Here is a 23,276-nt window from a genome sequence, read left to right as displayed (position 1 = left end):
ATAGGCTCGCTGCAGGAGGCACCCGCCATGGCGCTCAAGCGCATCTACGACAACTGGACCCAGGTCAGGGCCGCGAGCGGCATGCCGCGATCGAAACAGCGCCGCGACTGGCGCGAGTACCTGAAGCAGCGCCCGGCGATCGCCTACTGGGGCGATTCGTGGTTCAGCACGCCGCTGTACAAGAACCTGTGCTGGAACAGTTTCGCGCGCATCGACGGCATGTCGATCCGCCTCGGCGGACCGGGGCTGACCGCCGCGGAGATGCTGACGCCGGCGGCCTGCCGCAACTACGCCGAGCGCTTCGCGTCGCGCGAGTTCGACCTGCTGTGCCTGAGCATCGGCGGCAACGACTGCCTCGGCGACCGGCTGGCGAAGGTCTTCGCGGGCCAGGGCCGCATGGACGCCGACGACGCCTTCGAGGCCGTGGTCGAGCACGGCGTGTTCGAACGGCTGCTGGCGCGCTACGACCTGCTGCTGTCGTCGATGAAGACGGTCGGCGGGTCTTTCCGCGTCGTCGGCCATGGCTATGCGCCGCTGTCGCGCCACGCCATCGGCAAGGAGGGCGAGCTCACCGTGCGCAACCTCGGCCTGGCCGCGATGGTGATGGGCACGGTCGGCCCCTGGCTGTGGCCGGTGATGAAACCCGTGCTCGCCAGCAAGGCCGAGGCCGAGCGCTTCGCCTGGCGCCTGCTGGTGGACGGCTTCCGCGACCAGGTGCTCGCGCCCAGCCGCGCGGCGTATCCGGGCCTGTTCTCGTACGCGGATTTCTCGGGCATCGGTTCGGTCGAGGACAAGGACTTCTGGTACGACGAGATCCATCCCACCGAAGCCGGCTTCGGCCTGCTCGCCGGCGGCTTCAACACCATGATCCGCAACGCCCTGCCGGCGGCCAAGCGCGGTGCGGTGGGCTGATCCCGTACGGCCTGCGAGCGTAGGGAATGGCTTCAGGAAAAGCGCGTTATCGTGGCGCGTCCCCACATCGATGCGCCAAGCCAAGGAGGCCCGCCATGATCCGTTGCAACCGCCATCCCGCCCTGCCCCTCTCGCTGCTGTCGGCATCGCTGGTGCTGCTGCTGGGCGCCTGCGCGCCGAAGTCCGAATCGTCGCCGGTCGCGGAACCTGCGGCACCCGCGGAGACCGCCGCGACGCCTGCCGTGGAACCGGCGACCACCGTCGACGCCGGCGAAACGCCGAGGACCTGCAATGCCGATGCCGTACAGGCGCTGGTTGGCCAGGAGGCCACCGAAGCGGTGGTCGCGCAGGCCACCGCCGACAGCGGCTCGGCCAGCGTACGCGTGCTCAAGCCGGGCCAGGCGGCGACGATGGACTTCCGCCAGGATCGCCTGAACATCCTCACCGACGACGCCGGCGTGATCGAGCAGCTCAACTGCGGCTGATGGTTTCGTCATTCACCACGACCGCACGCCACCGCCCGGCCGAGCGCCGTCGCGCCGTTGGCAGCGGTGGCACATCTTGACCATGCAGTACTTCTCGACCGTCATCCCGGCGAAAGCCGGGATCCATTTTGATCTTGATGGTCGTTGAACCTGTTGAAAAAAGATCAACGGCAAATGGATCCCGGCTTTCGCCGGGATGACGAGCCTACGTGCGGCGAGTATGTGGCGCCTACCCGTAGAGGAGGCCCTCAATCGTCCTTCGGCTTGCGGCTGAAATCGATCGGCCTGTCGCCGGACTTGCGTTCGCTGCTCCAGGTCGCCTCGGCCTTGCGCTCGCAGGCGGCCGAGACCGGCTCGCCCGGGCGATCGGGACGGCTGGCGCAGGCCGGGTTGGCGTCGACGGCGGCATTGGTGTCGCGATAGTCCTGGCTGGCGCAGCCGGTGGCCAGCGCCGCGACCAGCAGCATTGCTGTCGGCATCCGCATTCCCGTGTCTCCTCTCGTCGGTGGGAGGCATCGTCGCGCGGTTACGCCCGCCGCGGCAGTGGCGTCCGTCACACCGCGGTGTGCGCGTTCAGCCGGGATCGGTCACCGCCGCGATCTTCTCCGCCTTCGGTGCATAGCGCCACGCGATTCCCACCGCCACCGCCAGCAGCAAGGCCGCCAGCATCCACGGCGCGCCCGGGAACTCGACCGGCGCGCGCTCGCTGATGAACAGCCCGAACACGCTCGCGAACGCGATCGGCGCGAGGATGCCCGCCACCGACACCAGGCTCATCAGCGCGCCCTGGATGCGCCCCTGCATGTCCACGTCCACCTGGCGCGTGATCAGCGCCTGGCTCGCCGGCGCGGCGATCGCCCACAGCGCGCTGACCGGCAGGCCGAGCAGGAAGATCCAGCCCTGCGGCGCGAAGGCGTAGACGACGAAACCGGCCACGCCGCAGGCCAGGCCGAAGATCAGCGCGCGCCGCTCGCCCAGCGCCTTCACCGTGCGCCCGACCACCGCGACGTTGACGATCACGCTGCACACGCCGACCAGGAACAGCACCCAGCCCACCTGCCACGGCCCCCAGCCGTAGCGCACGTCGGCGAACAGCACGAACACGCTCGGGTACACGTAGTGCGCGAGGTTGGCGATGAACACCACCGCGGCCAGGCCGACGATGCCGGGATAGCGGCCGATCAGCGTGATCGCCGCATGCGGCCGCGCTGCCGACCAGTCGAAGCGCTTCGCGCGCGAGGCCGGCGCCAGCGATTCGGGCAGCACGAACAGGCCGTAGCAGAAGTTCAGCAGCGCCAGCCCCGCCGCGAACCAGAACGGCAGGCGCAGGTCGACCTCGCCCAGCCAGCCGCCGAGCACCGGCCCGATGGTGAAGCCCACGCCGAACGCGGCGCCGATCAGGCCGTAGCTCTTCGCGCGCTGCTCGGGCGGGGTGATGTCGGCCACGTAGGCGTTGGCGGTGGTGAAGCTGGCCGAGAACACGCCCGAGAACACGCGTGCGAGCAGCAGCCACCACAGCGTCGGCGCCAGCGCCATGATGACGAAGTCGATGCCCAGGCCCAGGCACGAGAGCAGGATCACCGGCCGCCGGCCGTAGCGATCCGACAGCGCGCCCTGGATCGGCGAACTGAGGAACTGGATCGCCGCGAACACGGTGCCGAACACGCCGATCCACAGCGCCGCCGTCGCCGTGCTGCCGGTGAACTCCTCGACCAGGTGCGGCAGCACCGGGATGATCAGCCCGAACGCCAGCACGTCGATCAACACGACGAGGAAGATGAAGACCAGCGCGGCCTTGCGCCGGGACGCCGTGGGTTCGCTCACGCGGGCGCGCCATGGGGGACGAAGCCGCGCATTATCCGCGAATTCGGGACGCCCGCTCCGGATGATCGCCGCGGAGCCACGCGCATGGGGCGGGTCTTGACCCGCGCGGTGGTCGCATGAAACGCCTGCGCATCCATGCGTGGCCGCGTGGCCGGCGTGTGGCGGGTTGAAACCCGCCCTATGCGCCGCGCGGCATCGGAACGGTCATTTCGCCGCGCGCAGCGCGTCGAGGATCTTCGTGCCGGCGCGGCCGTCGGCCGGCGACAGGCCCAGGCGCTGCTGTTCGGTCTGGATCGCGCGGCGGGTGGCCGTGCCGATCATGCCGTCGACCTCGCCGATGGCGTGGCCGCGCGCGAGCAGCAGCGCCTGCAGTTCGCGCCGCTGCGCGCGCGACAGGCCGGGATCGTCGGTCGGCCATGCCGCCGCCAGCCCGGCGCCGCCGCGCAGGCGGTCGGCCAGCGTGGCGATCGCCAGCGCGTAGCTTTCGGCGGCGTTGTAGGAATAGATCGCGTCGTAGTTGCGGAACACGAGGAAGGCCGGCCCGTTGCGCCCCGCCGGCAGCAGGACCGCGCTGCGCGCATCCGAGGGCGCTATCGCGCTGCCGTCGACGCGGACCACGCCGCGCGCCACCCAGTCCGACAGCGGGCGGCGGCTGGTGCGTCCCGCCAGCGAGGTGTCGAAGCCCGCGGGCAGCTTCACCTCGTAGCCCCACGGCCGTCCGGTTTGCCAGCCGGAACGCTTGAGGTAGTTGGCAGTCGACGCCAGCGCGTCCGGGATGCTGGTGACGAGGTCGCGACGGCCGTCGCCGTCGCCGTCGACCGCGATCCGCGCATAGGTCGTCGGCATGAACTGCGTGTGCCCGAAGGCGCCGGCCCAGGAGCCGGTGATCGCCGGATCGCGCAGATCGCCGTCATGCAGCAGCTTCAGCGTCGCCAGGAACTCGCCGCGGAAGAATTCCTGGCGGCGACCGAAGCACGACAGCATCGACAGCGACTGCAGCAGCGGACGCTTGCCGGACACGCGCCCGTAGTTGCTCTCCACGCCCCACACCGCGACGATCGTTTCCGCATCGACGCCGTACTGCGCCGACACGCGCGCCAGCAGGTCGCGATGCGTCTCCAGCATCGCCCGGCCGTCGGCCACGCGCTCGTCGTCGACCAGGCCGGCGAGATAGTCCCAGATCGGCGTGGTGAACTCGGGCTGTGCGTCGAGCAGGTCGAGCACGCTGCGATCGGCGACCACGCCGGCCATGAAACGGTCGAAGGTCTCGCCCGGGATGCCGCGCGCGATCGCCTGCGGACGCAGGCGGCTGGCAACGCAGGCGTCGTACTGCGGGTCAGGTGCCGTCGCCTGCTTCGGCGACGGATCGGCAGGCGCCTGCGCATTCGCCGGCAGGACCGGCAACATGCACAGCAGGGCAAAGGCGACAAGGCGGGACATCGAGGACTTCTGCGCTTGCGGGTTCGCGCAGCATATCGCCGTACGCTTGGGGAATGCCGTTGCAACGGGCGTGCGTTGCGGTGCATTCATGCGATCAAACGTGGGCCACCGGAATCTAGAAGCCGTCATCCCCGCGAAGGCGGGGACGACGAGCCAGTTCAGTCTGGAACCGCGTCGAGATAGAACCAGTGCCCGCCCTCGCGCACGAAGCGACTGTGCTCGCGCATGCGCACCACGCTGCCGCCGCCGATGCGGTAGCGCGCGACGAATTCGACTTCGGTGGTGTCGTCGCCGGTCGCGAGGTGGCGCAGCACATCGAGCTTCAGCCAGGTCAGGCGCTGCGCCTTCGGCCCGTCGAACGCCAGTTCCGCCGGACGCGTCGAGGGATGCCAGCTGCGCAGCAGGTAGTCCGCGTCCTCGCGCACGTAGGCCGTGTAGCGCGAGCGCATCAGCGCCTCGGCATCGCACGCCGGCGCGCCGTCGTGCAGCGGACCGCAGCAGTCGGCGTAGTCGCGGCCGCGGCCGCAGGGACAGGCCGCCATCAGCGGCGGTGACCGGTCTCGATGAAGCGCAGGAACTCGGCGCGGGTACGCGCATCCTCGCGGAAGCTGCCGAGCATGGTCGAGGTGACCATGCTGACGCCGCGCTTGTGCACGCCGCGCGTGGTCATGCACTCGTGGCTGCCATCGACCACCACGCCCACGCCCTGCGGCGCCAGCGCGCGCTGGATGCAGCCGGCGATCTGCGCGGTCATCTTCTCCTGCACCTGGAAGCGGCGCGCATAGGCCTCGACCACGCGCGCGAGCTTGCTGATGCCGACCACCTTGCCGTCGGGCAGGTAGCCCACGTGCACGCGGCCGATGATCGGCGCCATGTGGTGTTCGCAGTGGCTCTCGAACTCGATGTCGCGCAGCACGATCATCTCGTCGTAGCCGGCGACTTCCTTGAAGGTGCGCGCCAGGTATTCGTCGGGATCGAGCTCGTAGCCGTTGAACCATTCGGTGTAGGCGTTGACCACGCGCTTGGGCGTGTCGAGCAGGCCCTCGCGCGCCGGGTCCTCGCCGGCCCAGCGCAGCAGGGTGCGCACCGCGTCCTCGGCCTGCGCGCGCGGAACGCCGTTGCGTGCGTCGTCTTGGTTGCTCACGTCCGGCGCCTATCTGCGGAAGTCGGAGTGCGCATGTTACCGCGAGGGCGGGAAATTCGTGGAATCGACGTTCCCGACAAGGACCACGCCCCTCCCAGCTGTCATCCCGAGCGTAGCGAGGGATCTTGCTTTCCCGCGCGCGGAGCGAAGATCCCTCGCTACGCTCGGGATGACAAGATGGTCGCGCGGCACGAGCGGAATGACAATGCGAACTCGCCGGTTTTCAGGAAGTCTGGAAGTCCATTTCACCGTCGCCCGGCGATGCGCTCGCGCTCCGGCAGCACCTGCGGCCAGCCGCCGGCCAGTGCCTTGTACAGCGCCACCGCGCTGGCGACGCTGCGGGTGCGGCCGTCGGCGAAGGCGTCCTGTGCCTGCAGCTGCACGCGTTCGGCGTCGAGCACGTCGAGCAGGCCCGAGGCGCCGGCCTCGAAGCGAGCGCGCGCCAGCCTTGCGGCCTGTTCGCCCTCGATCGCGGCGCGCTCCAGGTGCGCGTCCTCGCTGCGCGCGCGCGAGTGCCGCACCAGCGCGTTCTCGGCGTCCTCCAGCGCCAGCAGCACCGACTGCTGGTAGCGCGCAAGCTCGCCTTCGGCGTCGGCATTCGCGGCGGCGATGCGGGCGCGCACGCGGCCGACGTCGAGGAACGACCAGTCGACGCCCAGCGCGACGATCCGGGTCTCGCTGTCGCGTTCGAACAACGCGCTGCCGTCGATCGCCTGGCTGCCGATCAGGCCGCCGAGGGTGAAGCGCGGGAACAGGTCGGCGGTGGCGATCCCGATTCGCGCGGTGGCCGCGTGCAGGCGCGCTTCGGCGGCGGCGATGTCGGGGCGGCTGCGCAGCAGTTCGCCGGGCGTGCCGGCATCGATGCGCGGCGGCAGCGACGGCAGCGGCTTCGCCGGCGCCAGCGCACCGAGCAGCGCGCTCGGGTCGCGGCCGGTCAGCACCGCGAGCCGGTGCATCGCCACCTGCTGCTGCGCCTCCAGCGCCGGGATCCGCGAGGCCGTCGTCTCCAGCTGCGCGCGGGCGCGCGCGGTGTCGAACTCGGTGCCGGCGCCGGCGTCGAGGCGCGCCTGCACCAGGTCCAGCGTCCGCTGCTGGTTGTCGCGGTTGGCACGGGCCACGCGCAGGCGTTCCTGGGTGCCGCGCAGTTCCACGTAGGTGCGCGCGACCTCGCCGGCGATCGCCACCTGCAGCGCACGCAGGTCGGCGGCGCTCGCCTCGGCCTCCGCGCGCCCGCTCTCGATGCCGCGGCGCACGCGGCCGAACAGGTCGAGCTCCCAGCTCGCCGAGGCGACGGCGCTCCATTGCTCGCCGTCGCGTGCCGCACGCGGCACGCCGGGCGCCTGGTCGGCGCTGCTGCGCACGTCGGCGGCCTCGCCCTGCGCGGTGATGGTCGGCAGCGCGTCGAAGCGCGAGCCGCGCAGCAGCGCATTGGCGCGATCGTAGCGCGTCAGCGCGATGCGCAGGTCGTGATTGGCGTGCAGCGCGTCGCCCACCAGCTGCGTCAGCTGCGGATCGCCGAGGCCCTGCAGGAAGGCGTCGTCGAACGCCTGCTTCTCCGGTGCATCCGACGATGCCTGCGAAGCGTCATCGGCTGCCGCGCCGAAGCGATCGGGCACGGCTACCGTCGGCCGCACGTGGTCGGGACCGACCGCGCAGGCGGCGAGCAGCGCGGTCGCGAGCAGCGTGGGAATCAATCGCAATGTCTTGTGCATCGAAGCGTCCTCGGGAATTCTGGTGGTTCGAGGCAGGCCCGCAGCGTTCCCGCCGCGGTTCCTGGCGTTTCCCTCATCCCGCGAAGGCGGGGACGATGGGCCTCGTGGGTCGTCATGTGTCATGCGTGGATCGCGCCCGCGCCTTCCGGCGCGTGCGACACCAGCGGCCGGTTGGCCAGCTTGCGCAGCGCGACGTAGAACACCGGCGTCAGGAACAGGCCGAACGCGGTGACGCCGAGCATGCCGGCGAACACGGTGATGCCGGTGACCGAGCGCACCTCGGCACCCGCGCCGCTCGACAGCACCAGCGGCACGGTGCCAGCGATGAACGCGACCGAGGTCATCACGATCGGGCGCAGGCGCAGGCGGCAGGCCTCCAGCGCCGACTCGACGATGCCCTTGCCCTGCAGCTCCAGTTCGCGCGCGAACTCGACGATCAGGATCGCGTTCTTGCACGCCAGCCCCATCAGCACCACCAGGCCGACCTGCACGAACACGTTGTTGTCGCCGCCGGTCAGCCACACGCCGAACAGCGCGGCCAGCATCGTCATCGGCACGATCAGGATCACCGCCAGCGGCAGCGTCCAGCTCTCGTACAGCGCGGCCAGCACCAGGAAGGCGAGCAGCACCGCGAGCGGGAAGATCACCAGCGCGGCCTTGCCCTGCGTGGCCTGCTGGTAGCTCAGGTCGCTCCAGTCGATGCCCATGCCGGTCGGCAGCACCTGCTGCGCGAGTTCGACCACCTTCGCCATCGCCTCGCCGGACGAGAGCAGGCGCGGGTCGGCCTCGCCGAGCAGGTCGGCGGCAGGATAGCCGTTGAAGCGGATCACCGGGTCGGGGCCGTAGGTCTGCGCGACGTTCACCATCGAGCCGATCGGCACCATGTCGCCGGCGGCGTTGCGCGTGCGCAGGTTGGAGATGTCGGTGACCTCGTCGCGGAACGGCCCGTCGGCCTGCGCGATCACCTGCCAGGTGCGGCCGAACATGTTGAAGTCGTTGACGTAAGCCGAACCGAGGTAGGTCTGCAGCGTCTCGAACAGTTCGGTCAACGGCACGCCCTGCGCCTTGGCCTTGACCCGGTCGACCTCGGCGTCGAGCTGCGGCACGTTGGCCTGGTAGCTGGTGATCGGATAGCCCAGCCCCGGCGTCTGCGCCGCCGCGCCCTGGAAGGCCTGCACCGCGTTCTGCAGCTCGCCGTAGCCCAGTCGCGTGCGGTCCTCGACGAACAGCGACCAGCCCGAACCGTTGCCCAGGCCCTGGATCGGCGGCGGCATGAAGGCGAAGGTGAAGCCCTCCTGGATCGAGGCGAATTTCGCGTTGAGCTCGGCGTTGATCTCCTCCGCGCTGCGCGAGCGCTCGGAGAACGGCTTGAGCGGGAAGAACACCACACCGTTGTTCGGGGTGTTGGTGAACTGCAGCGGGTTCAGGCCCGGGAACGCGACTTCGTGCGCGATGCCGTCGACCTCCATCGCCAGCGCCGCCATCTTCTTCAGCACGGCGTCGGTGCGCTCGATCGACGCGCCCTCGGGCATCTTCACGCCGGCGATCAGGTACAGCTTGTCCTGCACCGGGATGAAGCCCGCCGGCACCGCCTTGAACATCACGCCGGCGCCGGCCAGCAGCACGAGGTAGACCACGAATACCGCGCCGCGGCGGCCCAGCGCGCGCGACACCGCGCCCTCGTAGCGCTCGGAGTTGCGCTTGAAGAAGCGGTTGAACGGACGGAACACCCAACCGAACAGCCGGTCGATCAGGCGCGAGGGCGCATCCTTCTCGGCGCCGTGGGCTTTCAGCAGCTTGGCCGCCAGCGCCGGCGACAGCGTCAACGAATTGATCGCCGAGATCACCGTCGAGATCGCGATGGTCACCGCGAACTGCTTGTAGAACTGCCCGGTGACGCCGCTCAGGAAGGCCATCGGCACGAACACCGCGCACAGCACCAGCGCGATCGCGACGATCGGCCCGGAGACTTCCTTCATCGCCAGATGCGCGGCCCGTAGCGGCGTCGCGCCTTCCTCGATGTGGCGTTCGACGTTCTCCACCACCACGATCGCGTCGTCGACCACGATGCCGATCGCCAGCACCAGCCCGAACAGGGTCAGGGTGTTGATCGAGTAGCCGAGCAGGTACAGCACCGCGAAGGTGCCGACGATGGACACGGGCACCGCCAGCAGCGGGATAATCGAGGCGCGCCAGGTCTGCAGGAACAGGATCACCACCAGCACCACCAGCAGCGTCGCCTCCAGCAGGGTGGTGATGACCGACTGGATCGAGTCGCGGACGAAGATCGTGGTGTCGTAGATCGACTGAATCTCCACGCCCGGCGGCAGCGTCGGCCGCAGTTCGTCCATCTTCGCCACCACCGCGTCGCGGATCTCCAGCGCGTTCGCGCCCGGCGCCTGGAAGATGCCGATCGCGGCGGCGTTCTTGCCGTCCAGGCGCGCGCGCAGGGTGTAGTCGCCGGCCGCGAGTTCGATGCGGGCGACGTCGCGCAGGCGCACGATCTCGCCGTTCGCGCCGCTCTCGAGCACGATTTCGCCGAACTCCTCGACGCTCTCCAGCCGGCCCCTGGCGTTGATCGGCAGCAGGAAGTCGCTGCCGTTGGGCATGGGCTCGGCGCCGAGCTGACCGGCCGAGACCTGGACGTTCTGCTCGCGCATCGCGCGCAGCACGTCGCCGGCGGTCAGGCCGCGCGAGGCGACCTTGTCCGGGTCCAGCCACAGCCGCATCGCGTAGTCGCCGCCGCCGAACAGCTGCGCGTCGCCCACGCCGGGGATGCGCGCGAGTTCGTCCTTGACGTGCAGGCGCATGTAGTTGCGCAGGTACAGCGAGTCGTAGTTGCCGTCATCGGAGGTCAGGTGCACGACCATCAGGAACACCGGCGACTGCTTCTGCGTGGTCACGCCCTGGCGACGCACGTCCTCGGGCAGGCGCGCCAGCGCCTGCGAGACGCGGTTCTGCACCTTGACCGTGGCCTCGTCCGGATCGGTGCCGGGGCGGAAGGTCGCCGTCAGCTGCAGCACGCCGTCGGAGCCGGCGACGGACTTGACGTACATCATGTCCTCGACGCCGGTGATCGCTTCCTCCAGCGGCGTGGCCACGGTCTCGGCGATCACCTTGGGATTGGCGCCGGGGTACACCGTGCGCACCACCACCGAGGGCGGCACCACTTCGGGGTATTCGCCGATCGGCAGCAGCGGGATCGAGATCAGGCCGGCGGCGAAGATCACGATCGACAGCACGGCGGCGAAGATCGGCCGGTCGATGAAGAATTTGGAGAAGTCCATGGGGGTTGTCCTGTGCGGCCGTGGCCGTCACCGCGCGCGGCGCGACGTGTGGGGAGAAAATCCGGCCCGGCGGCCTTCCCGGCGTGGGGGAGAAAGCGCGGGAAGGCCGTCGGCCGGACGGGCCGGAGGGAGCGGCCCGGGGGGGAGCGAAACTCTTCCCTCCGTCCGCGCAGCGGACGGAGGAACGAGACCCCTCCCCCGCTTCGCGGGGGAGGGAGCAGAGCAAGCGCGGCACTACTGCGTACTGGCCACGCGATCGGCGTCGGACTGCGGCGGCTGCATCGCCACCCGCTTCGGCGCCACCGGCATGCCCGGCATGAACACCTTCTGCAGGCCGCTGACGAGGATGGTGTCGTCGGGCTCGAGGCCCGACCGCACCACGCGCAGGCCGTCGATCACGCGGCCGAGCACCACGTCCCTGCGCTGCGCGGTGTCGTCCTCGCCCAGCACGTAGACGTACTTGCGGTCCTGGTCGGTGAGCACCGCCTTGTCGTCGACCAGCAGCGCGTCGAACTCGCCGCTGCCTTCGAGCTGCACGCGCGCGAACAGCCCCGGCGTGAACCGCCGTTCCGGGTTGCGCAGCACGGCGCGCACGCGGATGGTGCCGGTGGCCGGATCGACGCGGTTGTCGGTGAAGTCGACCACGCCCGCGTGCGGATAGCCGTCCTCGCCGGCGAGGCCGACGCGCACCGCGTTGTCGCTGGCGGCGCGTTCGCCGTCGCGCGCGAGCTGGCTGTAGCGCAGCCAGGTCTGCTCGTCGGTCTCGAAGTGCACGTGCACCGGATCCTGCGAGACCACCGTGGTCAGCAGGGTGGCGTCGGCCTGGGCGAGGTTGCCGGTCGTCACCAGCGCGCGCCCGGCGCGGCCGTCGATCGGCGAGCGCACCTGCGTGAACTGCAGGTCGAGCCGCGCCGCGGCGACCGCGGCCTCGGCGGCGCGCACCGCGGCGTTGCCCTGCGCGGTGGCGGCATTGCGGGTCTCGAACTCCTCGTTCGAGATCGCCCGGGCCTCGACCAGCGTCTTCGCGCGCACATTCTGCGCATTGGCGAGCTTGGCCTCGCTGCGCGCACGCTCGAGGTCGGCCTGCGCGCGATCCAGCGCGGCCTGGTAGGGACGCGGATCGATCACGAACAACAGGTCGCCCTTGCGCACGTCCTGCCCTTCCTCGTAGGCGACGCGCTGCACGTAGCCGCTGACGCGCGGGCGCAGGTCGACGGTTTCGATCGCGGCGACGCGGCCGGTGAAGTCGTCCCACTGGCGCACGGGCTTCGACAGCACCTGGGCCACGCTCACTTCCGGCGCGGGCGGCGCGCCATCGCCGGGCGAGGCATTGCTGCTGCAGGCGACCGCGAGCGCGGCGGCGAGCAGGACGGGAACCAGGCGCGCGGCACGCAGGCCGCGGCCGGAGAAGATGGCGTGATCAGCAGTGTTCATCGTGGAGACTTCCTGGAGACGTGGGGGAGGCGATCGAATCGAGCAGCGCGCGCGCGGCGCGCAGGTCGCGCGCGGGCAGTGCCACGGCGGGGGTGACCGGGAGACGGCGGTCGCGGGAGGACGATGGCGGGGTCGCGCGCGCCGCGGCAATGACGCGCGAGGTCATCGCCGGCGCCGGGAACTCGACGATCGGCGCCGCGACCGGCGCGCGCGCGCCATCGAGCAGCGCGAGCGCGCGGTGGCCGATCGCCAGCGCCTTCGGCCACGACGCGCCGGCATGCGCCGCATTGGCCTCGGTGCCGACCGGCGCGTCCAGCGACAGCAGCTGCACGCGCAGGCCGTGGCGTCCGGCTTCGTCGTGCAGCACGCGCGCCATCATCCGCAGCGCCGCGGCGGCGATCGAACAGTGGCCGTAGCCGGCCCAGGGATAGCGCCCGCCCGGACCGCCGACCAGCACGTAGCCGGACGCGTCCGCCGGCAGCAGCGGCAGCAGGTGGCGCGCCGCGAACAGGTGCGGCAGCAGGTCCTGGTCGAGCGTGCGCTGGAGCACGTCGGCCGGTTCGTCGATCAGGCGCCCGCAGGGGTGTTCGCCGGCGAGGCTGGCGACGACGCCGTCGAAGGCGACGCCCAGTCCGCGCAGGCGCGCGGCGAGCGCGGCGGCATCGGCATCGCTGGCGATCGGCGCGACCAGTGCGACCACGTCCGCCCGCGGGTGCCGCGCCAGCAGCGCCTGCCGGGCCGTCTCGTCCAGCCCGACCGCCACCACCGGCCGGCCCGCTTCGACGGCCGCTTCGACCACGCCGCGACCGACCGCGCCGCCCGCCCCCAGCACCACGAGGGCACGGGGCATTGTCCCGGAATCGATTATCCCGCTCACGGGAATGTTCCTCCCGTCATCGGGATATTTCCCACCGGGCGGGCCATCGCGAACACCCGGTCGGCCGCCCACAGCAGGCCCGGCAGCGCGACCAGGGTCAGGGCCGCACCGAGCAGCCAGCTCCAGCCTTGTTCGAGTTCAAACCATTGATTCAAAAGCAATGCAGCCAGCGCCAGCAGGTCCGCGGCGAGCAGCAGGACGAGGCTGGCGTACGACAGGTGGCGGCGGGGAACGGCGCGCATGGCGGCAGTCCATCGGGGGAATGGCGCCTACCTTAGGCGCGTAATCAGGACTTGATTAGTCCCCAATTCAGGGAATAATTGTCCAGCAGGCGGGCCAATCGACCTTCCCATCCCCGGAGCCCCACATGTCGCACGATCTCAACGACACCCTGATCTTCGTCAAGGTGGTCGAGCACGGCAGTTTCGTCGGCGCGGCGAAATCGCTGCGCCTGCCCAAGACCACGGTCAGCCGCAAGGTGCAGGAACTCGAGTCGCGGCTCGGCGCGCAGCTGCTGCACCGCACGACCCGCAGGCTCGGCCTCACCGAAGCCGGCAACGTCTACTACGAACACTCCCAGCGCATCGCCCGCGACCTCAGCGAGGCCGAGAGCGCGGTCAGCCAGCTGCAGGCCGGCCCGCGCGGCTGGCTGCGCTTCACCGCGCCCTACTCGATCGGCATCGACAAGATCGCGCCGCTGCTGGGCGAGTTCCACATGCGCCATCCCGAGGTGCGCGTGGAGATGATGCTGTCGAACGAGCCGGTCGACCTGATCGCCGGCGAGATCGACGTCGCGCTGCGCCTCGGGCCGCTGCCCGATTCGAGCCTGGTCGCACGCAGGCTCGGCAGCCTGCGCACGCAGGTGTTCGCCGGCAGCGCCTACATCGCGCGCTACGGCGAACCGCTGCATCCCGACGAGCTGCAGTACCACCGCACGCTGGCGATGCCCAAGCACCGCCTGGGCAACGGCGGCTACGCCTGGACGCTCGACGACGGCAACGGCCGGCAGCAGTTCCAGGTCAACCCGATCCTCGTCGCCAACGACCCGGCCGCGCTCAAGGGCGCGCTGCTGTGCGGAGAAGGCCTGATCATCGGCGCCGACGTGATGGTCAAGCCGGCGGTCGAGCACGGCCTGGTCAAGCGCGTGCTCGCGGGCTGGACCGGCGGCGACTACGAGTTCAACGCCGTGTTCCCGCGCGGCCACGGGCAGTCGCCGAAGGTGCGCGCCTTCGTCGACTTCCTGCTCGAACGCCTCAACCTCGAGATCGACTACATGTCCGCGCACTGCCCGCTGATGGCAGGCAAGTGCACGCACGAAGCCGGCGCCGATGCCGAACAGGCCGACGACATCGCCGCCGGCAAGCGCATCCTGGAGACGGTGACGGCGGGCTGAGGACGGCCACGGGCGCGGCCTGGCCGGCGATGCGCCTCCGCCGGCACAATGCGCGCATGGCCGCGATCCACGACAGCGCCGCCGGCGGCTATGCGCAGGCGGCAGGCCGCTACGCCAGCGGCCGCCCCGGCTATCCGGAGGAGACCGCGCACTGGCTGCACGACGTGGTCGGCCTCGCGCCGGGCCGGTCGGTGCTCGACCTGGGCGCCGGCACCGGCAAGTTCGTGCCGCGGCTGCTCGCGACCGGCGCGCGCGTGGTCGCGGTGGAGCCGGTCGCGGCGATGCGCGTCGAGTTCGCGTGCCGGCATCCGGACGTCGAGCTCCACGGCGGCACCGCCGAGGCGATCCCGCTCGCGGACGCGTCGATGGATGCGGTGGTCTGCGCGCAGTCCTTCCACTGGTTCGCCACGGCACGCGCCCTGTCCGGGATCCGCCGCGTGCTGCTGCCCGGCGGCGTGCTCGGCCTGGTCTGGAACGTGCGCGACGAGACCGTGCCCTGGGTCGCGGCGCTGTCCGCGATCACCAACGCGCACGAAGCCGGCACGCCGCGCTACCACAGCGGAGAATGGCGCGGCGTGCTGCCAGGCGACGGCTTCACGCTGGTCGATGACCGCACGGTGCGCAGCGCGCACGTCGGTGCACCCGAACAGGTGATCGTGCAGCGCACGCTGTCGGTCAGCTTCATCGCCGCCCTGCCGGCGGCGCAGCGCGACGAGGTCGAGCGCCAGGTGCGCGCGCTGGTCGCAGCGACGCCGGAACTCGCCGGCGCGCCCGAAGTGGCGTTTCCGTACCGGACGCGGATGATCGCGCTGCGCAGGCGCGATGACGGCACCTGAAAGGACTTGCGTGGTTCCCGCTCGCCCCTGCAGGAGCGCCGTCAGGGAACGTCCAGACGGAAACCGTCATTTCGGGCGCAGCAAGAGGCGCTTTGCAACGGCGAAGCCGGTCAATCCAGGCGCCTGAAAAGCAAGATTTCTCACTGCGTTCGAAATGACAGATTCGAGATGTTCAGAAGTTCCCTTCAGGCGCGCAGCAGCACCTTGCCCCTGCGTCCCGGCTGCAGGCTCGCGGCGACGGCCTGCGCCGCCTCTTCCAGGTCGTGGATCCCGTCCACCGGCAGCCTGAGTTCGCCGCCGATGGCGCGCTGGACCAGTTCGCCGACCAGCCGGCGCTTGTCGGTCACCGCCATCTCGCGGCTGACCCGGCTGCCCCAGAAGCCCTTCACCGTGATGTGCCGGAAGATCATGTCGCCCGAGGGCACGACCATCGGTTCGCCGCTCATCGAGCCGAACGACACCAGCACGCCATCCTCGCCCAGCAGCGACAGCAGGTCGGCGCTGGCCTGGCCGCCGACGGAATCGACCGCCGCATGCGCGCGGTTTTCGCCGAGGATCGCCTTCGCCTGCTTCCGCCACTCCGGCGCCTGCGTGGACACCACGTTGCCGACGCCCGCCGCGGCCATCTCGTCGACGCCGGCGTCGCGCCGCACCAGGCTCAGCACGTGCACGCCGCGCGCGGCGGCGAGCATCGCCAGCGTCTTGCCGACCGCGCCGTTGGCCGCGTTCTGCACGATCCACTGTCCCGGCTCCACCTGCAGGAACTCCAGCAGCATCAGCGCGCTGAGCGGCATCGCGACCAGCTGCGCGGCGAGTTCGTCGGCAATCGCGTCGGGCATCGGGATCACCATCTTCGCCGACGCGACGAAGTACTCGGCCCAGGTGCCGCGGCCCGAGGCCGCGGTCACGCGCTGGCCCAGGTGCAGTCCCTCGACGCCCTCGCCGATCGCATCGACCACGCCGAGTCCTTCGCTGCCGCCGATCGCCGGCAGGCGCGGCTTGTATCCGTACTGGCCGCGGATCGTCCACAGGTCGTGGTTGTGGATCGGCGCCAGCTGCATGCGGATGCGGACTTCGCCGGCGGCGGGCTCCGGAATCGCGCTGTCGATGCAGGCAAGGACCTCGGCCGGTTCGCCGAACTCGCGGTGGACGGCGCTGCGCATGGGGGGCTCCTGATGCCGGGGAGCGGTCACCCTAGAGCATTTCCGGCGCGGGCGTTTCCGGGCCCCGTCCGGCGATCGCCACAACCTGCGACCATGCACGCATGGCCACTGCCTCCGACTTCGCCACCCTCGCCCTTCCGCCCGCCCTGCTGCAGGGCGTCGACGCGCTCGGCTTCACCGCGATGACGCCGGTCCAGGCGCAGGCGCTGCCGGCGATCCTCGAACGCCGCGACGTGATCGCGCAGGCGCCCACCGGCAGCGGCAAGACCGCCGCGTTCGGGCTCGGCCTGCTGCACGCGCTCGATCCGGCGCGCATCCAGCCGCAGGCGCTGGTGCTGTGCCCGACGCGCGAACTCGCCGACCAGGTCGGCAAGCAGCTGCGCCGGCTCGCCGTCGGCATCCCCAACCTCAAGCTGTCGATCCTGTGCGGCGGCATCCCGCTCGGCCCGCAGCTGGCCTCGCTCGCGCACCCGCCGCACGTCGTCGTCGGCACGCCGGGACGCGTGCAGGAACTGGTGGCGAAGGGCGCGCTGTCGCTCGGGGCCGTGCGCGTGCTGGTGCTCGACGAGGCCGACCGCATGCTCGACATGGGCTTCGAGGACGCGATCCGCGACCTCGTCAGGCGCACGCCGAAGGACCGGCAGACGCTGCTGTTCTCGGCGACGTTCCCCGACGCGATCCGCACCCTGGGCCAGGCGATGCTGCGCGATGCGCTGGAGGTCACGGTCGAGGCCGGCGCGCAGGCGCAGGCGGTCGAGCACCTGTTCGTCGAGGTCGAGCCCGCGCGCCGCGCGCCGGTGCTCGCCGCGCTGCTGCTGCGCCATCGCCCCGAATCGGCGATCGTGTTCTGCAACACCCGCGCCGACACGGTCGAGGTCACCGGCTCGCTCGCGCACTACGGCTTCACCGCGCTGGCGCTGCACGGCGACATGGAGCAGCGCGACCGCGACGAGGTGCTGGTGCGGTTCGGCAACCGCAGCTGCAGCGTGCTGGTGGCCAGCGACGTCGCCGCGCGCGGGATCGACATCGAGGACGTGGACGCGGTGGTGAACTACGAACTGCCCACCGACGTCGACACCTGGCTGCACCGCGTCGGCCGTACCGGACGCGCCGGGCGCGGCGGCCTCTCGCTCAACCTGTGCACGCTGCGCGACCTGCCGCGCGCCACCGCCATCGGCGAACGCCTGGGCATGTTCCTGCGCTGGGACACGCTGGCACCGCTGTCGGGCAAGCCCGCGAACGTCCCGGCCGCGGCGATGGCCACGCTGCGCATCGACGGCGGACGCGGCGACAAGCTGCGGCCGGGCGACATCGTCGGCGCGCTCACCGGCGACGCCGGCCTGCACAAGGACGCGATCGGCAGGATCGACGTCTTCGCCACCCGCAGCTACGTCGCCATCGCGCGCGGCAAGGCCGGTCAGGCGCTGGCGCGGCTGCGCGAGGGCAGGATCAAGGGCCGCCGGTTCCGGGTGAACCGGCTGTAGGCGACGCGCGACCTGGACAGACTCAGCGTCTGCGGGCGCGGCGCTTTCCGGCGCGGGTTCGACCATGCGCCGTGTCTTGAACTGTCATCCCGAGCGCAGCGAGGGATCTTCTCTCCGAAGACTTGCAGACAGGGATCCCTCGCTGCGCTCGGGATGACATGCAAGTCCCCACCCCTTGGGGCGTCGTTGTCCATTCCTGACCGCAAATGGGTACCCGTCCCGCATGCCGTCGCGGCGGACACATGAATCTCCCCGGCCCTGAAACGCAACGACGCTACCCTGACGCCATGCGACTGCTGCTGCTCACCTACGGCACCGAAGGCGACACCCGCCCGCTCGCCGCGCTCGGCCACGCGCTGATGCAGGCCGGGCACGAGGTCGAACTGCTCGCCGACGTCTCCACGCTCGGCGTCGCGCGGGCGCTGGGCGTGCCCTGCGCCGCGCTGGCCGGCGACATCCGCGCCGCGCTCGCCGCCGACGGCGCGATGCGCGACATCACCCGCAACCTCGGCCGGCTCGCCAACAGGCACACCGGCGACTGGCTGCGCCAGGCGCTCGACCGCGGGCGCGGCTGCGACGCGGTCATCGTCTCGGGCCTCGCCGCCTTCGTCGGCCTGTCCGCGGGCGAAGCGCTGGGCGTGCCGGTCATCGGCGCGATGCTGATCCCGATCACGCCCACGCGCGAATTCGCCGCACCGTTCCTGCCGCTGACGCCGCCGCGCGCGTTCAACCATGGCAGCCACCGGCTGTTCAACCAGCTGACCTGGCAGCTGCTGCGCAAGGCGACCAATCGCGCACGCGCCGCCGCCGGCCTGCCGCCGCGCAAGGCGCTGTGGACCGAACACCCGATGCTCTACGGCATTTCCCCCGCGCTGGTGCCGCAGCCGGCCGACTGGCCCGGCAATGCCCACGTCTGCGGGCAGTGGATCCCGCCGCTGGCGCAGGCGTGGACGCCGGACGCAGGCCTGCTCGCCTTCTTCGACGCCGGCGAACCGCCGGTCTACGTCGGCTTCGGCAGCATGGCCGGCTTCGACAGCACGCGCCTGCTCGACGCCGTGGTCGGCGCCGTCGACGGTCGCCGCGCCCTGTTCAGCGCCGGCTGGAGCGGCATCGACACCGCGCGCCTGCCCGGCAACTTCCACCTCGTCGGCAACGTCCCGCACGACTGGCTGCTGCCGCGCACCGCGATGGCGATCCACCACGGCGGCTCCGGCACCACGCACTCGACCTGCCGCGCCGGCGTCCCGGCGATCGTCGTGCCCTTTGCCGGCGACCAGTTCTTCTGGGGTGCGCGCCTGCGCGCGGCGGGGATCATGCGCCATGCGCTGCGCGGCGGCTCGATCACCGCGGCGAAGCTGGGCGAGGCGATCGCGTTCGCCGAAACAGCCGAAGCGAGGGAGAACGCCGCGCGCATCGGCGAACGGATGCGGCACGAGGACGGCCTCGCGGCCGGCGTGGCACTGGTGGAAAGGTACGCCGCAAGCGGTCGGTGAGCCGGAATCACCGGCCCCACAAGAGCCGTCATCCCAGCGAAAGCTGGGATCCATTTTGATTTTCTCCATTCAATGACAGCAGCAACTGCACAATGGATCCCAGCTTTCGCTGGGATGACGGCAAAGGCAGGATCGTTGCTCGCCTGCACGACAAGCGACGGGCGCTTCGGGAACAGCAACCGTCAAAGCCGCTGGCTTCGCGAGGGAAAATCTATTCCGCGGCCACGGGCGCGCCCATGTTGCCCTTGCTGTACATCCCCGACCGGTCGAAGCAGCAGGCGCGGCGCTTGCCCGACGCGAGCATGTCGCAGGCGGTGGCGATGCGCTTCACCCGCGTCTCGGCCTTCTTGCCCGAGGTGATCCAGTGGATCCAGTCGCGTCGCGCCACCGGCGTGAGGCTGGCCCACTGCGCCTTCGCCGCCGGGTGCTCGGCGAGCGCCTTGCGGATGTCGGGCGGCACCCTGGGTTCGGGTTCCACGTCCACCGGCGCGATCTCCAGCGCAACGGTATCGCCGACCGCCGCACCCGCCGCTTCGCGCAGCGCCTTCTCCACCTTCAGCCAGTGACTGCCCTCGCCGTCCGGCGCCAGCGTGGCCTGGAACGCCTGTCCCTCGAGCGTGCCGTCCACGGTGACCATGCTGCGCGTCGGCAGCTTCGCGCTGGCCGCGGCGGGCAGGACGAAGAACGCCCACGTCGCGCCCTTCGGCTCCGCCGGTCGCAGCAGCTTCACCTTGAATCGGATCTTGCCGGTGTCCTTGCCCATGGCGGAACGATACACCGGCAGCCCGATCCGCGAAGAACAACAACCGTTCCCACCCCGCGCTTGAAATCGCCGCCGCGGCACGCATATCCCGCGACTGCCCTGGCCACGCAACGGAACCTTGCCATGACCACGACCGCCGAAACCCGCAAATTCGAAGCCGAAGTCGCCCAGGTCCTGCACCTGGTGACCCACTCGCTGTACTCGCACAAGGAGATCTTCCTGCGCGAGCTGATCTCCAATGCCTCCGACGCCTGCGACAAGCTGCGCTTCGAGGCGATCGCGAACCCGGACCTGCTGGCCGGCGACGGCGAACTGCACATCGACGTCAGCTGGGACAAGGACGCCCGCACCATCACCCTCCGCGACACCGGCATCGGCATGAGCCGCGACGAGGTCGTGGCCAACCTCGGCAGCATCGCCAGCTCAGGCACGCGTCGCTTCCTGGAAGCCATGAGCGGCGAGCAGAAGGCCGACGCCCGCCTGATCGGCCAGTTCGGCGTGGGCTTCTACTCGGCCTTCGTGGTCGCCGACCGCGTGACCGTGCTCACCCGCCGCGCCGGCGATGCGCCGGAGGCCGGGGTGAAGTGGGAGAGCGACGGTCGCGGCGAGTACGCGCTGGAATCGGCCGTGCTGCGCGAACGCGGCACCACCGTGGTGCTGCACCTGAAGGCCGACGAGGACGAGTTCCTCGACGGCTGGAAGCTGCGCTCGCTGGTGCGCAAGTACTCCGACCACGTCGCCTTCCCGATCCGCATGCCGAAGGAAGCGCCGTTCGCCGGCGACGACGAGGCGAAGCCCGACGCCGCGCCCGAGTGGGAGACCGCCAACGACGCCTCCGCGCTGTGGACGCGCCCGAAGTCGGAGATCGGCGACGAGGAATACCAGAACTTCTACAAGTCGCTCGGCCACGACTTCAACGACGCCGCGGCCTGGACCCACAACCGCGTCGAGGGCAGCCAGAGCTTCACCACCCTGCTCTACCTGCCCTCGCAGCCACCGTTCGACCTGATGATGGGCGGGCGCGACGAGCGCAAGGGCCTGAAGCTGTACATCAAGCGCGTCTTCATCATGGACGCGGCCGAGGAACTGCTGCCCAGCTACCTGCGCTTCGTGCGCGGCGTGGTCGACGCCGACGACCTGCCGCTCAACGTCAGCCGCGAACTGCTGCAGCACAACCGCCAGCTCGAGCGCATCAAGGGCGCCTGCGTGAAGCGCGTGCTGGATCTGATCGAGAAACTCTCGCGCGACGCGCCGGAGAAGTTCACCGCCTTCCTCAAGGCCTTCGGCAACACGCTCAAGGAGGGCATCGTCGAGGACCACGGCAACCGCGAGCGCATCGCGAAACTGCTGCGCTTCGCTTCGACGAAGAGTGAAGGCGCGGCGCAGACCGTCTCGCTGGACGACTACCTCGGCCGCATGGCGCCGGGCCAGGACGCGATCTGGTACATCACCGCCGACGGCCACCGCGCCGCCGCCGGCAGCCCGCAGCTCGAGGCCTTCCGCGCCAAGGACATCGAGGTGCTGTTGATGTCCGACCGCATCGACGAATGGATGCTCGGCCACCTGCGCGAATACGCCGGCAAGCCGCTGCGCCACGTCGCCAAGGGCGAGCTGCCGCTGGACGCCGCCGACAAGGCGAAGCAGGAGGAAGCCGCCAAGGCTGCCGCACCGCTGCTGGAGAAACTCAAGACCCTGCTCGGCGAACGCGTCGAGGAGGTACGCGTGTCCGCGCGCCTGACCGACTCGCCCTCGTGCCTGGCCCTGTCGGACCACGAGATGGCCCCGCACCTGGCGCGCCTGCTGCGCGAGGCCGGCCAGGACGTGCCCGAGAACAGGCCCACGCTGGAGATCAACCCGGCGCACCCGCTGCTGCAGAAGATCGAGGCCGAAACCGACGAAGCGCGCGCGACCGATCTCGCGACGCTGCTGCTGGAGCAGGCCGAACTGGCGGTGGGCGCACCGCTGCCCGACCCGGCCGCGTTCGTGCAGCGGATGAACCGGCTGCTGGCGGGTTGAGGGCGTCGGCCCGGGCCGCGCCCGTCCGCCCATGGCCGAAGCCGCCCTACGCCAACGCCCGGAACGCCCTGACGTGCTCGATCAGCGCACGCAGCTTCGGCGGCTGGTTGTGGCGGCTCGGGTAGTAGAGATAGAAGCCCTGGAAGGGCGGCAGGTAGTCGGCGAGCAGTAACACCAGCCGCCCCGAGTCCAGCCACGGCCGGAAGGTGTCCTCGATGCCGAAGGTGATGCCGCCGCCAGCGAGCGCGGTGCGCACCATCAGCAGCATGTCGTTGGTCGTGACCTGCGGATTGACGGCCACGTCGAAGTCCCGGCCGTCTTCGGCGAACTCCCAGCGGTAGGGCGCCACGCCGGGCGCGGGCCGCCAGCCGATGCAGCGGTGGTGGACGAGGTCGCGGGGATGCGCGGGCGCGCCGTGCTTCTCGAGATATGCCGGTGCGGCCACGGCCACCTGTCGCTGCAGGCCGGTCAGCGGCACGGCCACCATGTCCTGTTCGATGACCTCGCCCAGGCGCACCCCGGCATCGAAGCCGGCGGCGACGATGTCGGACGCGTCGTCGCTCACGGTCACGTCGAGCGTGATCCCGGGATGGGCCTCGGCGAAGGCGGCCACCAGCGGCCCGGACAGGAAGCGCTCGGCGATCGAGGTCACGGTGACGCGCAGCAGGCCGCGCGGCGGCCCGTCGTCCACCACGTCTTCGAGCGCGGCGCCCACCGTCCTGAGCGGCATGGCCACCTGCCGGTGCAGGCGGGCGCCGGCTTCGGTGAGGCGGACGCTGCGCGTGGAGCGCTGCACCAGCGCCACGCCGAGGCCGTCTTCGAGCCGGCGGATGCCCTGGCTCACCGCCGAGCGCGTGACGCCCAGCGCGTCGGCCGCGGCCCGGAAGCTCGATGCCTCGGCCACGGCCAGGAACATGCGCAGGAGATTGAGGTCCGGGCCCATTGATTAGCAAGTCTAACCAATGTGGTCAGAGATTGGCGTCTTCTATCGACGCCACGGGGTCCCTAGGGTG

The 23,276-nt window shown here is 70.8% G+C and carries 20 protein-coding genes; 7 read left to right on the top strand and 13 right to left on the bottom strand.

The window, feature by feature from the left end; all coding sequences use genetic code 11:
* The first annotated feature begins 27 nt into the window (after window positions 1-27).
* Window positions 28-912, top strand: coding sequence for a hypothetical protein (locus FQY83_RS04780; RefSeq protein WP_146385609.1), 885 nt, complete (start codon window positions 28-30; stop codon window positions 910-912).
* Between the two features lie 95 nt (window positions 913-1,007).
* A complete protein-coding gene (locus FQY83_RS04775; protein WP_146385607.1) occupies window positions 1,008-1,397 on the top strand; it encodes an I78 family peptidase inhibitor in 390 nt (129 codons plus the stop codon).
* A gap of 248 nt (window positions 1,398-1,645) precedes the next feature.
* Here FQY83_RS04775 and FQY83_RS04770 read toward each other — a convergent pair whose 3' ends face one another.
* From FQY83_RS04770 to FQY83_RS04725, 10 genes are all read right to left on the bottom strand, one after another.
* Entirely contained in the window at window positions 1,646-1,882 is a 237-nt protein-coding gene (locus FQY83_RS04770; protein ID WP_158636433.1) for a hypothetical protein, read from the bottom strand.
* Between the two features lie 88 nt (window positions 1,883-1,970).
* Window positions 1,971-3,221, bottom strand: coding sequence for a TCR/Tet family MFS transporter (locus FQY83_RS04765; RefSeq protein ID WP_146385603.1), 1,251 nt, complete (start codon window positions 3,219-3,221; stop codon window positions 1,971-1,973).
* Window positions 3,222-3,425: 204 nt separating this feature from the next.
* The gene (locus FQY83_RS04760; RefSeq protein ID WP_146385601.1) at window positions 3,426-4,661 is read right to left on the bottom strand and encodes a lytic murein transglycosylase; all 1,236 of its coding nucleotides are present in this window, start codon (window positions 4,659-4,661) and stop codon (window positions 3,426-3,428) included.
* 158 nt (window positions 4,662-4,819) lie between these two features.
* Window positions 4,820-5,203, bottom strand: coding sequence for a YchJ family protein (locus tag FQY83_RS04755; protein ID WP_146385599.1), 384 nt, complete (start codon window positions 5,201-5,203; stop codon window positions 4,820-4,822).
* The gene (gene folE, locus FQY83_RS04750) at window positions 5,203-5,805 is read right to left on the bottom strand and encodes a GTP cyclohydrolase I FolE (protein WP_146385597.1); all 603 of its coding nucleotides are present in this window, start codon (window positions 5,803-5,805) and stop codon (window positions 5,203-5,205) included. Before folE ends, FQY83_RS04755 begins: the two co-directional genes overlap by 1 nt.
* A gap of 245 nt (window positions 5,806-6,050) precedes the next feature.
* The gene (locus FQY83_RS04745) at window positions 6,051-7,517 is read right to left on the bottom strand and encodes an efflux transporter outer membrane subunit (RefSeq protein WP_146385595.1); all 1,467 of its coding nucleotides are present in this window, start codon (window positions 7,515-7,517) and stop codon (window positions 6,051-6,053) included.
* A gap of 119 nt (window positions 7,518-7,636) precedes the next feature.
* The gene (locus FQY83_RS04740) at window positions 7,637-10,804 is read right to left on the bottom strand and encodes an efflux RND transporter permease subunit (RefSeq protein WP_146385593.1); all 3,168 of its coding nucleotides are present in this window, start codon (window positions 10,802-10,804) and stop codon (window positions 7,637-7,639) included.
* A 234-nt stretch (window positions 10,805-11,038) separates the two neighbouring features.
* Window positions 11,039-12,238 carry an efflux RND transporter periplasmic adaptor subunit gene (locus FQY83_RS04735; protein ID WP_146385591.1) on the bottom strand — a complete coding sequence of 400 codons (1,200 nt, stop codon included), beginning with the start codon at window positions 12,236-12,238 and terminating at the stop codon, window positions 11,039-11,041.
* Window positions 12,225-13,088, bottom strand: coding sequence for an SDR family oxidoreductase (locus tag FQY83_RS04730; RefSeq protein ID WP_146385589.1), 864 nt, complete (start codon window positions 13,086-13,088; stop codon window positions 12,225-12,227). The genes FQY83_RS04735 and FQY83_RS04730 overlap by 14 nt, the downstream gene beginning before the upstream one ends.
* A 23-nt stretch (window positions 13,089-13,111) precedes the next feature.
* Window positions 13,112-13,357: a hypothetical protein gene (locus tag FQY83_RS04725; protein WP_146385587.1), complete on the bottom strand. Its 246-nt coding sequence runs from the start codon at window positions 13,355-13,357 to the stop codon at window positions 13,112-13,114.
* Window positions 13,358-13,482: 125 nt separating this feature from the next.
* Between FQY83_RS04725 and FQY83_RS04720 the strand changes: the two genes are divergently transcribed.
* Together FQY83_RS04720 and FQY83_RS04715 are read left to right on the top strand one after the other, a co-directional pair.
* On the top strand, window positions 13,483-14,508 hold the full coding sequence (locus tag FQY83_RS04720) for a LysR family transcriptional regulator (protein ID WP_146385585.1): 1,026 nt from the start codon (window positions 13,483-13,485) through the stop codon (window positions 14,506-14,508).
* Window positions 14,509-14,564: 56 nt separating this feature from the next.
* Entirely contained in the window at window positions 14,565-15,344 is a 780-nt protein-coding gene (locus FQY83_RS04715) for a class I SAM-dependent methyltransferase (RefSeq protein WP_146385583.1), read from the top strand.
* Between the two features lie 185 nt (window positions 15,345-15,529).
* On the opposite strand, the gene FQY83_RS04710 is transcribed toward FQY83_RS04715, so the two are convergent.
* Window positions 15,530-16,507, bottom strand: coding sequence for a zinc-binding dehydrogenase (locus FQY83_RS04710; protein WP_146385581.1), 978 nt, complete (start codon window positions 16,505-16,507; stop codon window positions 15,530-15,532).
* Window positions 16,508-16,608: 101 nt separating this feature from the next.
* Here FQY83_RS04710 and dbpA point away from each other — a divergent pair, with 101 nt between their 5' ends.
* Complete coding sequence (gene dbpA / locus FQY83_RS04705) at window positions 16,609-17,991, top strand: ATP-dependent RNA helicase DbpA (RefSeq protein WP_146385579.1); 1,383 nt, start codon at window positions 16,609-16,611, stop codon at window positions 17,989-17,991.
* Between the two features lie 287 nt (window positions 17,992-18,278).
* Window positions 18,279-19,484 (top strand): glycosyltransferase, encoded by a 1,206-nt coding sequence (locus FQY83_RS04700; protein ID WP_146385577.1) that lies wholly within the window; start codon window positions 18,279-18,281, stop codon window positions 19,482-19,484.
* A gap of 211 nt (window positions 19,485-19,695) precedes the next feature.
* On the opposite strand, the gene FQY83_RS04695 is transcribed toward FQY83_RS04700, so the two are convergent.
* On the bottom strand, window positions 19,696-20,247 hold the full coding sequence (locus tag FQY83_RS04695) for a YdeI/OmpD-associated family protein (RefSeq protein ID WP_146386318.1): 552 nt from the start codon (window positions 20,245-20,247) through the stop codon (window positions 19,696-19,698).
* A gap of 123 nt (window positions 20,248-20,370) precedes the next feature.
* Between FQY83_RS04695 and htpG the strand changes: the two genes are divergently transcribed.
* Complete coding sequence (gene htpG / locus FQY83_RS04690) at window positions 20,371-22,263, top strand: molecular chaperone HtpG (protein ID WP_146385575.1); 1,893 nt, start codon at window positions 20,371-20,373, stop codon at window positions 22,261-22,263.
* Window positions 22,264-22,309: 46 nt separating this feature from the next.
* On the opposite strand, the gene FQY83_RS04685 is transcribed toward htpG, so the two are convergent.
* Window positions 22,310-23,206 (bottom strand): LysR family transcriptional regulator, encoded by an 897-nt coding sequence (locus FQY83_RS04685; protein WP_146385573.1) that lies wholly within the window; start codon window positions 23,204-23,206, stop codon window positions 22,310-22,312.
* Between the last annotated feature and the right edge of the window lie 70 nt (window positions 23,207-23,276).

Source organism: Luteimonas marina, from assembly GCF_007859325.1.
Lineage (GTDB): Bacteria > Pseudomonadota > Gammaproteobacteria > Xanthomonadales > Xanthomonadaceae > Luteimonas > Luteimonas marina.
This window is presented reverse-complemented; position numbering and strand designations above follow the sequence as displayed.

Excerpts from the sequence above, each read along its gene's own strand:
- FQY83_RS04725 (WP_146385587.1), bottom strand. The coding sequence starts at position 13,357 with ATGCGCGCCGTTCCCCGCCGCCACCTGTCGTACGCCAGCCTCGTCCTG.
- FQY83_RS04695 (WP_146386318.1), bottom strand. The coding sequence starts at position 20,247 with ATGGGCAAGGACACCGGCAAGATCCGATTCAAGGTGAAGCTGCTGCGA.
- FQY83_RS04760 (WP_146385601.1), bottom strand. The coding sequence starts at position 4,661 with ATGTCCCGCCTTGTCGCCTTTGCCCTGCTGTGCATGTTGCCGGTCCTG.
- FQY83_RS04775 (WP_146385607.1), top strand. The coding sequence starts at position 1,008 with ATGATCCGTTGCAACCGCCATCCCGCCCTGCCCCTCTCGCTGCTGTCG.
- dbpA (WP_146385579.1), top strand. The coding sequence starts at position 16,609 with ATGGCCACTGCCTCCGACTTCGCCACCCTCGCCCTTCCGCCCGCCCTG.
- FQY83_RS04735 (WP_146385591.1), bottom strand. The coding sequence starts at position 12,238 with ATGAACACTGCTGATCACGCCATCTTCTCCGGCCGCGGCCTGCGTGCC.
- FQY83_RS04720 (WP_146385585.1), top strand. The coding sequence starts at position 13,483 with ATGTCGCACGATCTCAACGACACCCTGATCTTCGTCAAGGTGGTCGAG.
- FQY83_RS04710 (WP_146385581.1), bottom strand. The coding sequence starts at position 16,507 with ATGCGCAGCGCCGTCCACCGCGAGTTCGGCGAACCGGCCGAGGTCCTT.
- FQY83_RS04745 (WP_146385595.1), bottom strand. The coding sequence starts at position 7,517 with ATGCACAAGACATTGCGATTGATTCCCACGCTGCTCGCGACCGCGCTG.
- FQY83_RS04770 (WP_158636433.1), bottom strand. The coding sequence starts at position 1,882 with ATGCGGATGCCGACAGCAATGCTGCTGGTCGCGGCGCTGGCCACCGGC.
- FQY83_RS04755 (WP_146385599.1), bottom strand. The coding sequence starts at position 5,203 with ATGGCGGCCTGTCCCTGCGGCCGCGGCCGCGACTACGCCGACTGCTGC.
- FQY83_RS04730 (WP_146385589.1), bottom strand. The coding sequence starts at position 13,088 with ATGCCCCGTGCCCTCGTGGTGCTGGGGGCGGGCGGCGCGGTCGGTCGC.
- htpG (WP_146385575.1), top strand. The coding sequence starts at position 20,371 with ATGACCACGACCGCCGAAACCCGCAAATTCGAAGCCGAAGTCGCCCAG.
- FQY83_RS04780 (WP_146385609.1), top strand. The coding sequence starts at position 28 with ATGGCGCTCAAGCGCATCTACGACAACTGGACCCAGGTCAGGGCCGCG.
- FQY83_RS04740 (WP_146385593.1), bottom strand. The coding sequence starts at position 10,804 with ATGGACTTCTCCAAATTCTTCATCGACCGGCCGATCTTCGCCGCCGTG.
- FQY83_RS04685 (WP_146385573.1), bottom strand. The coding sequence starts at position 23,206 with ATGGGCCCGGACCTCAATCTCCTGCGCATGTTCCTGGCCGTGGCCGAG.
- FQY83_RS04700 (WP_146385577.1), top strand. The coding sequence starts at position 18,279 with ATGCGACTGCTGCTGCTCACCTACGGCACCGAAGGCGACACCCGCCCG.
- FQY83_RS04715 (WP_146385583.1), top strand. The coding sequence starts at position 14,565 with ATGGCCGCGATCCACGACAGCGCCGCCGGCGGCTATGCGCAGGCGGCA.